The 13,294-nt window shown below is 61.3% G+C and carries 9 protein-coding genes and 2 pseudogenes; 6 read left to right on the top strand and 5 right to left on the bottom strand.

The features are described 5' to 3' along the window. The first annotated feature begins 4 nt into the window (after positions 1-4). From ABWV42_RS15820 to ABWV42_RS15810, 3 genes are all read left to right on the top strand, one after another. Positions 5-814: an NAD-dependent epimerase/dehydratase family protein gene (locus ABWV42_RS15820; protein ID WP_353341026.1), complete on the top strand. Its 810-nt coding sequence runs from the start codon at positions 5-7 to the stop codon at positions 812-814. After that, positions 811-1,428 (top strand): sugar transferase, encoded by a 618-nt coding sequence (locus tag ABWV42_RS15815; RefSeq protein WP_353341025.1) that lies wholly within the window; start codon positions 811-813, stop codon positions 1,426-1,428. Before ABWV42_RS15820 ends, ABWV42_RS15815 begins: the two co-directional genes overlap by 4 nt. A gap of 191 nt (positions 1,429-1,619) precedes the next feature. Then, on the top strand, positions 1,620-3,836 hold the full coding sequence (locus ABWV42_RS15810; protein ID WP_353341024.1) for an NADP-dependent isocitrate dehydrogenase: 2,217 nt from the start codon (positions 1,620-1,622) through the stop codon (positions 3,834-3,836). Between the two features lie 55 nt (positions 3,837-3,891). Here ABWV42_RS15810 and ABWV42_RS15805 read toward each other — a convergent pair whose 3' ends face one another. Both ABWV42_RS15805 and ABWV42_RS15800 read right to left on the bottom strand, forming a co-directional pair. Further along, the gene (locus tag ABWV42_RS15805; protein ID WP_353341023.1) at positions 3,892-7,284 is read right to left on the bottom strand and encodes a translocation/assembly module TamB domain-containing protein; all 3,393 of its coding nucleotides are present in this window, start codon (positions 7,282-7,284) and stop codon (positions 3,892-3,894) included. Next, positions 7,284-9,068 (bottom strand): autotransporter assembly complex protein TamA, encoded by a 1,785-nt coding sequence (locus ABWV42_RS15800; RefSeq protein WP_353341022.1) that lies wholly within the window; start codon positions 9,066-9,068, stop codon positions 7,284-7,286. The genes ABWV42_RS15805 and ABWV42_RS15800 overlap by 1 nt, the downstream gene beginning before the upstream one ends. Positions 9,069-9,283: 215 nt before the next feature. Between ABWV42_RS15800 and ABWV42_RS15795 the strand changes: the two genes are divergently transcribed. From ABWV42_RS15795 to ABWV42_RS15785, 3 genes and pseudogenes are all read left to right on the top strand, one after another. After that, on the top strand, positions 9,284-9,997 hold the full coding sequence (locus tag ABWV42_RS15795; protein ID WP_353341021.1) for a lysophospholipid acyltransferase family protein: 714 nt from the start codon (positions 9,284-9,286) through the stop codon (positions 9,995-9,997). Positions 9,998-10,079: 82 nt separating this feature from the next. Further along, positions 10,080-10,901 carry a flagellar motor protein MotB gene (locus ABWV42_RS15790; protein ID WP_353341020.1) on the top strand — a complete coding sequence of 274 codons (822 nt, stop codon included), beginning with the start codon at positions 10,080-10,082 and terminating at the stop codon, positions 10,899-10,901. Positions 10,902-10,988: 87 nt separating this feature from the next. Continuing rightward, positions 10,989-12,254, top strand: a pseudogene (locus ABWV42_RS15785) (flagellar hook protein FlgE); the annotation flags it as partial. On the opposite strand, the pseudogene ABWV42_RS15780 reads toward ABWV42_RS15785, so the two are convergent. The 3 genes and pseudogenes from ABWV42_RS15780 to ABWV42_RS15770 form a co-directional block, all read right to left on the bottom strand. Further along, positions 12,242-12,382 (bottom strand): annotated as a pseudogene (locus tag ABWV42_RS15780) (flagellin N-terminal helical domain-containing protein); the annotation flags it as partial. The pseudogenes ABWV42_RS15785 and ABWV42_RS15780 sit on opposite strands and share 13 nt — an antisense overlap. A 200-nt stretch (positions 12,383-12,582) precedes the next feature. Beyond that, positions 12,583-12,942, bottom strand: a complete 360-nt coding sequence (locus ABWV42_RS15775) for a flagellar biosynthesis protein FlgN (RefSeq protein ID WP_353341019.1) — start codon at positions 12,940-12,942, stop codon at positions 12,583-12,585. Then, a complete protein-coding gene (locus ABWV42_RS15770; RefSeq protein ID WP_353341018.1) occupies positions 12,929-13,210 on the bottom strand; it encodes a rod-binding protein in 282 nt (93 codons plus the stop codon). Before ABWV42_RS15770 ends, ABWV42_RS15775 begins: the two co-directional genes overlap by 14 nt. Positions 13,211-13,294 lie beyond the last annotated feature (84 nt).

The raw sequence follows: 13,294 nt of genomic DNA, 5'->3' as shown, positions 1-13,294 counted from the left end.
TCGTGTGACATCTGCCGAGCGGACATTGCTGGTAACGGGGGCAGGCGGAAAACTAGGCCGCCTGCTGCGCCGGTATTGGGACAAGTCGGCACCCAAGGGCTGGCGGGTTGTGTGGCTGTCGCGGGCGGACGGGTCGTGGCCGTTGCAGGCACCGGTTCGCGCCGATGCGGTTCTGGCGCTTTGGGGCGTGACGCCGGGTGGTGCTGATCTTCCGATGAACGTGACGTTGGCACAAGATGCCATGACGCTTGCACAGCAGTGCGGTGCGAGCCGGGTGCTGCAGTGTTCGTCGTCGGCGGTCTATGGCCCGGGGGTGTCGCTGTCGGAAGGGGGCGAGACCATACCGGTGACGGACTATGGCAAGGCCAAGCTGGCGATGGAGCAGTGGGTGCAGTCCAACCCGGTTGGCGGGATCGAGACCTGCCTGATGCGGATGGCGAATGTCGTGGGGGCCGAGAGCCTGTTCGGGGCGATCGAACGGCCCGGTGTCCTGACGCTCGATAGGTTTGCGGATGGGCAGGGGCCAAGGCGCAGCTACCTTTCGGTGAGCCGGTTTGCAGAGGCTGTTCTGGCCTTGTTAGAGACTGTTTCCCTGCCTGATGTGGTCAACGTGGCGAACCCGACGCCGGTGGCGATGGAAGCCCTTGTGCAGGCGGCGGGCAAGGCGATGCAGTGGCGTGATGCGCCGGACGGGGCGGTGCCTGTTGTTGTGTTGGAGACGGCAAAACTCGACACTGTTCTTGGGGGATCAGAGCCTTTAGGTGCGGATGAGATGATTGCAGAGTGGCGCGCCCTTGGAGGAGAAACCGCATGAGCCGGGTGATGGATATTGTTTTGGTGATCCTGATGGCGCCGTTTCTTGTGCCGGTGATCATCATCGTGACTATTGCGGTGCTGATCCTTGACGGGCGTCCCGTGTTCTTTCGACAGGAGCGGATGACGCGGGGGTGCAAGCCTTTCATGCTCTACAAGTTCCGCACCATGACCCATGACGACAATGACAGCGGGGTTGCCGGTGGTGACAAGGTGGCGCGGATCACACCGATTGGCCGCTTCATGCGCAGGACGCGGGTGGATGAGCTGCCGCAGCTTTGGAACATCTTCAAGGGTGACATGGGTTATGTCGGGCCACGCCCTCCGTTGCGCCGGTATGTAGAGCGGTTTCCCGACTTGTATGGAGAGGTTCTCAAGGATCGCCCTGGTGTGACGGGTCTCGCCACCGTGGTGTTTCACAAGCGGGAAGAGGCGCTGATCGCGCCCTGTACAACGGCAGAGGAAACCGAGGCCGTATACGAGCGGCGCTGTATTCCGACAAAGGCGCGGCTGGACCTGATCTATGCTCGGCATCGCAGCGTCTGCATGGATCTGCGGATGATTCTGGCCACGTTGAACCGCCGGATGCGGGCGATGCCGAAAGTGCAGAAGTAGAATTGCATACCATTGCATACCGTGGCATTGTGTCTCCCCATGAAGGGCAAAGCGTCAATTGAAATTCGCGTTGTCGTGTTTTAAACGGGCGGCATACAGTTTGTCGCTGCACGGCGGCATCGCAAGAGAGTTGGTAGCCTCGCTACGTAAGTCACCAGAACTTCCTGAAACTCTGAAAGGTAGGGAATAAAATGGCCGATACATCGAAACCCGATATTTTGTATACAATTGTAGACGAAGCGCCCGAGCTGGCATCGGCTTCGTTTCTCCCGATCATCCGCAAGTTCGTTTCCGCCGCCGGAATCACCGTTGGCACCCCGGACATTTCGCTGTCTGGCCGTATCATCGCGACCTTCCCCGAGAACCTGACCGACGCACAGCGCCAGTCGGACGATCTGGCCGCGCTGGGCGAACTGGTGAAAACCCCGGACGCAAACGTCATCAAGCTGCCGAACATCTCGGCATCGGTGCCGCAGCTGGTTGCTGCCATCGAGGAACTCCAGGCGCAGGGCTATGACATCCCGGCCTATCCGGAAGATCCGCAGACCGACGAAGAAAAGGCGATCCGCGCCCGTTACGACACCATCAAGGGTTCGGCCGTGAACCCGGTTCTGCGTGAAGGCAACTCGGACCGCCGTGCCGCCCGCGCGGTGAAGAACTATGCCCAGAACAACCCGCACTCGATGGGCGAATGGGTTGCCGACAGCAAGACCAAAGTGTCGTCGATGCCGGGCAATGATTTCTATGCCAACGAAGTTTCGGCCACCATCGCCGCCGGTCAGGCAGGCGACGCGAAGATCGAATTCGTCGGCAAAGACGGTTCGGTCACCGTTCTGAAAGACGGCTGGCCGCTGGAAGAAGGCACCGTTGCAGACGCGACCTTCATGTCGGCCAAGGCGCTTGGCGCGTTCCTGGCAGACGCCATCGAAGACACCAAGAATGACGGCACCATGTTCTCGCTTCACATGAAAGCGACCATGATGAAAGTGTCGGATCCGATCATCTTTGGCCACGCGGTCAAGGCATGGCTTGGCCCGGTCTGGGACAAGCACGGTGAGGCAATTGCCGCCGCCGGTGGCGCGCCGAACTCGGGCCTTGGTGCGGTTCTGGCTGCCATCGACAGCCTGTCGAACGCAGACGAGATCAAGGCAGAGATCGCGGCGCTCGAGCGTCCGTCGATGTACATGGTCGACAGCGACAAGGGCATCACCAACCTGCACGTGCCGTCGGACGTGATCATCGACGCCTCGATGCCGGCCGTGATCCGCGCAGGCGGCAAGGGCTGGGACGAGACCGGCGCCAAGGGCGACACCAACTGTGTCATTCCTGACCGCTGCTATGCGACCGTCTATGACGAGACCATCAATTTCTTCAAAGCCAACGGCGCGCTGGACGTGACCACCGCCGGTGCCGTCGCCAACGTCGGCCTGATGGCGCAGAAGGCGGAAGAATACGGTTCGCACCCGACCACCTTTGAAGCCCCCGCAGATGGCACCATCCGCATTGTTCTGGCCAATGGCGAGACCCTGCACAGCCACGACGTGGAAGCCGGTGACATCTGGCGTTCGTGCACCGTGAAGAAGGCCCCGATCGAGAACTGGATCGAACTGGCGATGGACCGTCAGCGTCTGACCGGTTCGGAAGCGATCTTCTGGCTGGACGCAAACCGCGCCCACGATGCCCAGCTGATCGAATACGTGAAGCCGGCGCTGGAAGCGGCTGGTAAAGCCGACCTGTTCCAGATCATGGCACCGCGCGAGGCAACCGCGCAGTCGCTGAAGACCATCACCGCGGGCAACGACAGCATCGCCATCACCGGCAACGTGCTGCGTGACTACCTGACCGACCTGTTCCCGATCCTGGAACTGGGCACCTCGGCCAAGATGCTGTCGATCGTGAAGCTGATGAAAGGCGGCGGTCTGTTTGAAACCGGTGCTGGTGGGTCTGCGCCTAAGCACGTTCAGCAGCTGGTGGAAGAAAACCACCTGCGCTGGGACTCGATGGGTGAGTTCTGTGCCCTGGGTGAATCGCTGAACTTCCTGGCGGACGTCAAAGGCAACGCGAAAGCGGGTGTTCTGGGCCGCGCGGCGGAAGAAGCGACGCAGGGTATCCTCGACAACAACAAGTCGCCGTCGCGCAAGGTTGGCCAGCCGGACAACCGTGACAGCCACTACTGGTTTGCACGCTACTGGGCCGAAGCCCTGGCGGCACAGGGTGACGACGCCGATCTGGCGGCCGAGTTCGCGGGCATTGCCAAGGCGCTGGCCGATGGTGAAGAGGCGATCCTGGCCGAGCTGGCAGCCGCTCAGGGCCCGGCAGCGGACATCGGTGGTTACTACCGTCCGAGCGTTGAGCTGAAGGCGAAAGTGATGCGCCCGTCGGCAACGCTGAACGCGATCATCGACTAAATCGCGCTGAAATAGAGACTGGAAAGGGCGTCCCGTGCGGGCGCCCTTTTTCGTATCAGTAGTCTTTCTGGTAAAACAGTCCGATGCCGGTGTTGGCGTCGGCCCCGACCTGTCCCTTGACGGTCAGGCTGCGGGTGACATCGAGGTTGAGGCTGATCGAGGAGTTGCCCTCACCGTCGATCCCGATCTCGGAATAGATGTTGTCGTTGATATATTTGCCTGCCGTGATCTCGGTTTGACCATTGGCGTCGGTAGAGACATCGAGATCGTCGATGCCAACCGAATTGCGCAGGCCGCCGAACAGGTTGCCGCCCCCACCGCCGGACATACTGGCAACCGCATTGGCGAGGCGGGCGGCCTGAAGCGGGGAAATTTCCGAGGCGGACGAGCCGAAGAGCAGCTGGGCCAGCGCTTCGTCCTCGGCCATCTCGGGGGAAGATGTGATCGAGATTTCAGGGGCGTCTGCACTGCCTTCGAGGATGATGTCGAACGTCGCATCCGCGGATTCGGTGGACGCGACCAGGCGAATGTCGGGTGTGAAACTTCCTGCGAGGGTTACGAGGCCTTCGGTCAGGTCGAAACGGCGGGCGAGGAAGTTGAGGCGGCCCCGCAGGAGTTCGAATTCACCTGAGGCGATGGGATTGGCCGTGGTGCCGGTCAATGTGAGCGCGCCGCCAAATTCCGAGTCGAGGCCAAGGCCGCGCACGAAGAAACGGTTGGGCGCGGAAATGGCGAGGTTGAGGTCAAACGGGGTAGATGCGCCACCGGAGGCGGTGGCAATGACGCCGGCCCGATCTCGGGTGCGACGCACGCTGGCGGGCTCGCCGATATGGGTGATGGCGGTGCCCGCGCTGCCGGAACCGCTGGTGGTGGAAACGCGGATCTCAGTGGGATCAAGCAGGATGTCCCCGGCGATCAAGGCCCCGCCAGTCAGTGGCCCTGATAGGGTGACCTCGCCGTTGAGGATGGTTTCGGCGAGGGCTTCGTATTTGACCCGGACCGCCTGAAGAGATGTCGAGATATTGCCGTTGAAGGGCGCGGAAAGCGTGGTGTTGCCGCGCACAGTGATCGCCCCGCCCGCGGCGACATCGCCATCGACAGAGAGGTCGGCCGCTCCATTCGCAAGGGTGATCTGCGAGCGGAGATTGTTCAGGGCCATCTGGAGATCGGGCAGGGACAGGCGTGTGTTGTCGGTCTGAATGGTGCCGCGCAGGTTCTCTGGTGACAACGCTCCATCAAGCGCAAGGTCGAAAGCGGCGGTGCCCTGAATGGCGGTCGGTTTCAACATGCGGTTTAGCGCGGCGAGGGGGAAATCACCCTTGGCAACAAGTGAGCCTGTTGCGAAATCCGCAGAGAGGGTGCCGGCGCTTTCAAGGGATGTGCCTGCCGGCCCTGTACCGTTGGTTTGGAAGCGCCAGCCCTCTGCGGTTTGCGAGATGTCGGCCTGAAGCGCGGAATTGCCTTTCAGATCAGGGAACAGGTCCGAGAGGGCCTGGGTTACCGCGTCGATGCGGGCGTTGATGAGCGACTGTCGCGTTGTTGCGGTCGCCGATAGACGGGTGGCTCCGGGGCCAGTGGCTTCGAGGGTGGCATCCCAGCCCAGATCAGTCTCTGTTCCGGCAGAAATCAGCGAAACCGGGCCGCTGATGTCAGGCACGATGCGGGCCAGTTCATCCAGTGCAAGCGAGATGTCATAGCGGCTTTGTCCGGTTCTGAGCAGGGCATTTCCCGTGACCTTCACGGCGTCTGACTGAACGTCCAGTTCAGGAATCGAGACGCCGGTTTCGTCGCGTTTGGCGCTGACCGAAATACGGGAGGTGCCTTCGAGAAGCGCGTCAGCCTGGGGGTGATCGAGTTTGAGGTTGTTCCCAGTCACTTGCGCAGCAAGGTCAAAACTCCCTGCGAGAGGCATGAGGGTGCCGTTCGCATTTGCGCTGATCTGTCCGGACAGGGCGCGTTGGGCAATAGGACGGAGCCCCGCCAGATCCGAGATATTGGCGAGGATTGAGGTGTCGATCGTCGGGTTGGTGGCGGGACCGTTGATGGAGGCTTTGGCGCGCAGCGTGCTGTCGGAGGTCTCAACGCCGAGGCGTTCGATTTCCAGCGGGCCGCCCTCGCGCCATTGGCCGCGCAGGGTGAAGAGGGCGGTGTCACCGATGGCCGCGGCGACGGCGTCATTGGCGGGATCGGTTGCCGTGATGCCTGTGGCATTGGCCGAGATCGCGGCGCTGACAGCTTTGGGGGTGTTCTGGGCAATCACGCCCTGACCGGCCAATACGGTCTGGCCGATGGTCAGGTCGGGTTGCACGAGGTTTTGGATATCGCCCGACAGAGTCCAGGTATTGCCGCGTTCCGCATCAAAGCGCGCCTTGAGATTGGCGCTGCCGAGGGAGGTGCGGACGCCGGGCAGCGGGAGCAGGATGCTTTCGGCCGTCGGATCGGCCAGCGCGATGTCGAGGGCGAACCGCTGGGGCAGGCGGTCGGGCGCCAGAACCAGATCGCCGGACAGGTTCAGGGCGCGGGAGGTCAGGAGCAGCTGATCGAGCCGGGTGCTGCCGTCTGGGATCTGGCGAAGGACCGAGGTAAGCGAGATGTTCTGGCCGAAGAAGGCCCGATAGTCGGGCGCGAAAAGCGGGGCAAGATCGCCGCCAATGTCGACGTGAAGGGCGCTGATGCCAGTCTCTTCGTCGACCTGTTTTGCCACGGTGCCCTGTAGGCGGGGCTGGCCGTCGGTGGCGAGGGCGATGCGGGTTTCGATGGTCTGGATCGGGCCGCTGCCCTCGACGCTCAGGTTAAGGGAAGGTTTGCCGGGAAGGTTCGCGAGGTTGGCAATCAGGCCATCTTGCGCCTCGGTGACCTTGAGGTTGATGTCGAGATTGCGGGTCTCGTTGGCAAAGCCGCCAAGCAGCGAGATTTCACCAGAGACGTTATCCGTGCGGAGAATTTGCAGGCGGGTTGTGCCTTGCCCGTCGGCAAGTGCAATGGATCCCGTGAGGCGCGCCTCGAGCGGATGGCCGAGGACGTCCTTGCCCAGCGTGATCTTGTCGATCTGTAGGGTTCCGATGTTGACGGAAACCGGAAGTTCGGGCAGCGCGAACGGCGTGGCTTCGGGAGAGGGGGCGGAGGGTTCAGAGGCCGGGAGGCGCGGCAGGTAGATTTCGGCGGCGGACAGGCGGTTGATCTCGATCCGGCCCCGCAAGAGGGCGGCGCGGTTCCAATCAAGCGTGGCATCCTTGAGGGTGAGCCAGACACCGGTGTCGTCGGAGATCGTCATCTGGGACAGCGTGGCCTGCGCGCTGAGGGCGCCCTTGAAGCCATCGATCACGACCTCGCGGCCTGCACCTGACAGGGCGTCCTGCAACATGCGGGTCAGGGCACCCTTGTCGTCTTCCTGAGCCAGGGTGGTAATCGGCCACAGTAGGGCGAAGATAAGGAGAAGGGCGCGCATCAGAAGGCCTGTCCTATGCCGATGTAGAGTTGCACGCCGCCGGAGTTGCTTCCGGAGACGGGGCCGGCGATGTCAACGCGGATCGGGCCGATGCCGGTATGGTAGCGGATGCCCACGCCTGCGCCGGAATGCCATTCTCCGCCCGAAGTAAAGTTGGTGCTCTCGCCGATGAAGCCCGCATCGTAGAAGGCAACCGTGGAGATGTTGCGGGTGGTGCGGATGCGCATTTCTCCGGAGAAGCCGAGGAACGAGAGGCCGCCGCTGTCATTGCCGCCGGTGGTGATGAAGTTCGACTGGAAGGGTTGGCCGCGCACGGTGCCGCCGCCGCCGGAAAGGAAGAGGAGGTCGGGCGGGGTATTGGCAAGGTCGGGGCCAAAGACGGCACCCAGTTGAAAGCGCCCGGCGGCCACAACGCGTTCGCCCAGGCTGCGGTAGGCGCGGGTGTCGGAGAGGAGGTAAGTGCCGGATTCGGTGCCGCTGTAGCCCAGATAGGGCATCAGGATCACGCGGGAGTAGAGGCCCGATGTCGTGTCCAATTCGTCATCGCGCGCGTCATAAGTGGCAACAAGGGGCAGGCCGAGGAACTGGAAGCTGCGGTTGCCGAAGTCATCGGTGACATCGTTGGTTTCAAGTTGCAAACCGGCATAGACGGTGAGCTTGTCCGACACGAGGCGGTTGAACCCGATGCGGGCCGAGGCGCTTTCCAGGGTGTAGAGCGGATCGTTGATCCGTTCCGCAGTCAGCCCGATGGCGAGATCGGTATCCGCACCAAGGGTGGCAGGGCGGATCAGTTCGGAATCGAAACGATAGTCGGTGCCGCCGGTCTGGGCACCGATCCCCGAGGCCTCGCCCTCGATGCGCAGGCGTTCGCCGCCACCCAGAAGGTTGCGATGCAACCAGTAGGCAGAGACAGAGACGCCATCACGGGATTCAAACTCGGCACCGAAGCCGATGCGCCGGGGCTTGTTGTCCTGAAGCGCGACGTCGATGTCCATTTCGTTTTGCAGTGAAACAGTCTCTGATTCCGTGATTGAGACCGAGCGGAAGACACCGGTGCGGCGCAGACGTTTTGAAATGCGGTCGAGCTCTTCCGGATCGAAGGTCTCGCCAGTGGGCAGAGAGATGATCTTGCGCAGGCGGCGTTCGCTTACGGCGGAGTCACCCGAAAGGGTGAGGTTGCCAAAGCGGAGTTTCTGACCTGGCGAGAGGCGCAGATCGGCAGAGAGCGTGGCGCTGCGGTGGTTGGCGCGTATGTCCTGTTGCGAGACGCGGGCCTTGGCGTGGCCTGCGGCGCGCCATGCGTCTACCCCGGCCTGTGAGGCGTTGCGGATGGCCGCCGTATTGGCGGTTTCACCGGTGGCAAAGCCTTCCGGAAGCTCCGTTGCAGGTGCGAGTGGGGCGATGCGGGTGGTGCCAAAGACGAACTTCGGCCCGGGCTCGACCCGGTACTCCACGCTGGTGACCTGTTTCAGGGGCTGGAAGGGCGGAAAGGACGCGACCTCGCGACCGTTGAGGCGAATGTCGATTGTCGGCCCGAAATACCCAAGGTCGTAAAGCACCGAGAGGATGCGGCGGTAATCGGCATTCGCCATCGCCAAGATGTCTTGCGGTTCGGTGATGCCCTCGGCCTTGGCTGTGAAGACAAGCGAGGCGGATTCAATGCGTCGGATCAGATCTTCGGGGGCGTCAACGCGGGTTTCGAAGGCCAAAGCGGCAGGCGCTGGCGCGCTCAGGGCCAGGCCGAGCGTGGCGCAGGCAAGCAACTGGCGCAGACGCGGGCGCATTGGGCAATCTCCAAAACCGAAACTCTCTTGCTGGCAAATTAGGCGAGACACCATCGGGAGACCATAGCGCGTGGCGGGATTTCATCAGTTGTTTGCAAAATGCGCGATGAATGGCCGAAGGTTGCTCTCTTGAGGCGCGCAATGGATAGTGTGACCTGATAGCCTGCGCCGAACCGGGGGTGGGAAACGCGAATTTGAAACGGGTATTCTGGGGCATGTCATCAAGCCAAACCGCCACTTTGGGTATCCAGTTGCGAAGCACGGGGTTTTACGTGCTTTCCGTGCTGTGTTTCCTGCCGTTCCTGTTGTGCTTTCCCGTGTTGTGGATGCCGCGCCGCTTTCTCGTGGGGTTGGGATGTCGGTACCTGCGCCTTCAGATGTGGCTGTTGCGCGTCGTCTGTGGCGTGCGTCACGAGATATTGGGGCGTGAGAACCTGCCGGCGGCGCCATTCCTGATTGCGTCACAGCATGAATCCTCGTGGGAGACCCTGTTCTTTCAGGAGTTGCTGCCTGACCCGGTGATGTTCGCCAAGAAAGAGGTGTTTGGCTATCCGATTGTCGGGATGGTGGCGCAGGGAGTCGGGCATATTCCGGTGGATCGCGGCGGATCGGTGGATGGCATGCGCGAAGCGCTGGACAAGGGTGTGGCCGTGGTCAGGGGCGGGCGGAACCTGTTGATCTTTCCCGCCGGTACACGGCGACGGCATGACAAGGGCCGCATACAATCGGGGATCGGGGTTCTTTATGCCAAGGCACAGGTGCCGGTGGTGCCTATCCTTCTGAACTCCGGCGTTTGCTGGCCCTCGGGGACGCTGTTGAAATATCCCGGAACCATCACGGTGCGTGTCTTGCCACCGATTCCCCCGGGTCTTGACCGACAGAGTTTCCTGACGCGGTTGTCGGAAGACATGGCACCGGACCATCCCTGAATTTCTGTTGCATTTGAACCGTTAAACAGTTGGTAAGACGCCGGGTGATAGGCCTGTTAGCGGGTGAGTAACAGGTGGTGAGATGAGTACGCAAAGCAATGCGGCTCCGGTCATCATCAAACGGAAGAAGAACGTTGTGGGCGACGGGCATCATGGGGGCGCCTGGAAAGTGGCCTATGCCGATTTCGTGACCGCAATGATGGCGTTCTTCCTGTTGATGTGGCTGTTGAACGCAACAACCGAGAAACAGCGCAAGGGGATTGCGGATTATTTCAATCCGACGGTGGCCGTCAATCGGGTGTCGGGCGGTGGTGAAGAGATGTTCGGCGGCAATAGTATTTTCGACGAGCAGCTGCTTGCGCGGTCGGGTACCGGTGGGGTGGCCATCGTGTCGGAAAACGAGGCGGACGGCACGGCCCAGTCGGGAGAGGACAGCCGGCTTGAAGAGGTGGAAGAGTTGCTGCTTGGGCAGGGCGGCGAGAGCATGGCGCTCGACAATGCCCTGAAGCACGTGGTGACGCGCCAGACCGATGAAGGGCTGGTGATCGAGGTGTTCGATCTGCCTGATCGGCCCCTGTTCGAGACACGTTCCGACAGGGAAACCGGCGATCTCAGGATCATTCTGGGCATCATTGCAGAGGCGGCAAATCTGGTGCGCAACCGGATGGCGATCGAGGGCCATGTGACATCCGAGGCCAAGGCCGTGGCGCATGATATGTCATGGCCCCTGTCCTCGGCGCGGGCCGATCGCGTACGGAGTTTGATTGAAGAGGGCGGAGTCGTGGCAGAGCGTATCGCGCGGGTGGCGGGACATGCGGACCGGGAACTGGTGGATCGTGATCCGCGCGCGGCGCGCAACAACCGGATCGAGGTGATCCTGCTGCGTGACCCCCAGGGGAAGTGAGGAAGATTTTATCTATTAGCCGGGTGTTAAGTGCGGCTGGCCTAACTGTTGTGTCGACACCAATCGACGCAGCAGAAAGGCGTGTTCATGACCATTTCTTCCTCACTAAACGCAGGGGTCGCGGGACTTTCGGTCAACGCGAGCAGACTTGCCGCCATCTCCGACAACATCGCGAACTCGTCGACCTTTGGCTACAAACGCATGGAATCCGATTTCCATTCTATGGTCATTTCCGGCAATGGCGGCACCTATTCCGCGGGTGGCGTTCGGGTCACGAACCAGCGCCTGATCGATCAACGCGGCGCCCTTCTGTCGACATCCAATCCAACCGACCTTGCGGTGCGCGGACGTGGCATGCTGCCGGTGGCGCTGGCGTCAGAAGTGGCGGTCGGCAATGGCTCCGAGCAGATGCTGCTGACGACAACCGGCTCGTTTCGCACGGATGCCAAGGGGTATCTGACGTCAGAATCGGGGCTTGTTTTGATGGGCTGGCCGGCCAATCCCGACGGCACTGTGCCGACCTTTCCACGCGATACCAGTGATGGCCTGAAACCGGTGCAGATCAACGTGAACCAGTTGACTGGCGATCCGACCACACAGATGACACTGGGCCTGAACCTGCCTGCGACCTCGACGGATGCCTCTTCGGCCGGGACCAGCGAAGAGCTTTCGGTCGAGTATTTTGATAACTTGGGCCGGTCGCAGAACCTTGCCTTTACCTTTACGCCAACCGTGCCAGCGACGGGTGAATCCAACGAGTGGACCATGGTGATCACCGATTCCGCCTCGGGAGGGGCAGTTGTGGGCGAATACACGATGGTGTTCGAAGACAGCCGCACCGGCGGCGGTACGCTGATGTCGGTGACAACCACGTCGGGCGGCACCTATGATCCCGCCACTGGCAGCCTGATCGCCACCGTCGCAGGCGGGCCAATGGAGATCAACATCGGGCGGCTGGGCGAAAGTGATGGCCTGACACAGCTGTCGGATTCCTTTGCGCCGCTTCAGATTGCCAAGGACGGCTCGCCGGTGGGCAACATGACCTCGGTCGAGGTTGATGAAAACGGCTTTGTGCATGCCTTCTTTGATACCGGCATCACGCGGACGATTTTCCAGGTGCCACTGGTGGACCTGCCCAATCCCAACGGAATGGTGGCGATGGATCACCAGACCTATCTGCCTTCGCCAGAGAGCGGATCGTATTTCCTGTGGAACGCGGGCGACGGGCCGACCGGTGACATTGTCGCCTATGCCCGTGAGGAATCGGCCACAGATGTCGCGGGCGAGTTGACCGACATGATCCAGACCCAGCGCGCCTACAGCACCAATGCCAAGGTGATCCAAACCGTGGAATTATCCTGGGCGTCGCCAACGCGTTTGCCGGTTGAAATCTGGGTTTGCGTTGTCGAGAGGCTGGAATTCACGGCCTTCAGGGTCTGCAGCGCAACCATTGCGCTGGTGTTGGTAAGAATGCTGGACATGGCACTTCCTTTTCAGGGAAAGGGCGCTTTTGCGCCCGTTGAACAAACCCGCCTTTCGGCGGTCACGAGTGTCGTTCTGACAAGTGCCGGCCCATGTTTGGGTACGGCGCCATCCGCACGGGATGCCCCGCGACAATGGCGCTCAATTCGCTAATGGAGTGCTAAGCCGCTCATGCAGAAAAAGCCGGATTTGAGACAAATCAGGCGCGCTTCTCCAGTTTGCGGGTCGTGGAGATGGAGAGATCGGATTTCTCTCCGTTGGAATTGTAGGTTTCCAAGGTTGTTCTGACGCGCCGCAAGGTGGCCATACGGTCGGCCACCTGCCGAACGCCGCGCAGGGCGCTGTTGAGAAGCCGCTGGTTCACCGACACCTTCTCATAGAGACCTGCCAGATCGGGGCGGGAGGTGTCATCAAGCGCCTCCAGCTGTTCAAGAAGGCCAGATTTCTGGTCGAGAATCAGCTTGATGTCTCCCAGCGCGCCATTGGCCAGAGCTTGCTTTTCCTGGTCGAGAAGGGTTTCGAGCTTTTCAAACAAGGCATGTGTTTCAAGGGCGCTCATCCGTACGCTCCTTCAGAGACTGATAGATGTTTTCCGCAAGCCCGATGCCCCCGGCACGGACCATGACCATTGCCTGTTCCTGCAAGAACAGAGACTGAAAATGTTCTTCTCCTTCGGACCCACCCATGCTTTCGGGGAGTTTCCCAAGTCCGGAGTGTTTCAGCATTTCCGCAAGAAAGCTGGCTTCGAGTTCCTGTGCAGCTTGCATGAGGCGCGGATCGGTCGGGGTGTGATGGATGGGCAGGATGGCTTCGGCAACAGCCCTCATGGCGATACCTCCAATTTGATGCGGTTTCATCCAATCTGACTTGTAAGCGGTAAAGAAGTGGTAACCTTGAGAGGTGAGTGTTGC

This window comes from Pelagimonas sp. KU-00592-HH (assembly GCF_040369695.1).
Lineage (GTDB): Bacteria > Pseudomonadota > Alphaproteobacteria > Rhodobacterales > Rhodobacteraceae > Shimia.
Note: the sequence above shows the minus strand (reverse complement) of the source record. Positions and strands in the feature narration are given on the sequence as shown.

What these genes read in the sequence shown, in the direction of transcription:
- ABWV42_RS15815 (WP_353341025.1), top strand. Translation starts at nt 811, where the DNA reads ATGAGCCGGGTGATGGATATTGTTTTGGTGATCCTGATGGCGCCGTTT.
- ABWV42_RS15810 (WP_353341024.1), top strand. Translation starts at nt 1,620, where the DNA reads ATGGCCGATACATCGAAACCCGATATTTTGTATACAATTGTAGACGAA.
- ABWV42_RS15805 (WP_353341023.1), bottom strand. Translation starts at nt 7,284, where the DNA reads ATGCGCGCCCTTCTCCTTATCTTCGCCCTACTGTGGCCGATTACCACC.
- ABWV42_RS15800 (WP_353341022.1), bottom strand. Translation starts at nt 9,068, where the DNA reads ATGCGCCCGCGTCTGCGCCAGTTGCTTGCCTGCGCCACGCTCGGCCTG.
- ABWV42_RS15795 (WP_353341021.1), top strand. Translation starts at nt 9,284, where the DNA reads ATGTCATCAAGCCAAACCGCCACTTTGGGTATCCAGTTGCGAAGCACG.
- ABWV42_RS15790 (WP_353341020.1), top strand. Translation starts at nt 10,080, where the DNA reads ATGAGTACGCAAAGCAATGCGGCTCCGGTCATCATCAAACGGAAGAAG.
- ABWV42_RS15775 (WP_353341019.1), bottom strand. Translation starts at nt 12,942, where the DNA reads ATGAGCGCCCTTGAAACACATGCCTTGTTTGAAAAGCTCGAAACCCTT.
- ABWV42_RS15770 (WP_353341018.1), bottom strand. Translation starts at nt 13,210, where the DNA reads ATGAGGGCTGTTGCCGAAGCCATCCTGCCCATCCATCACACCCCGACC.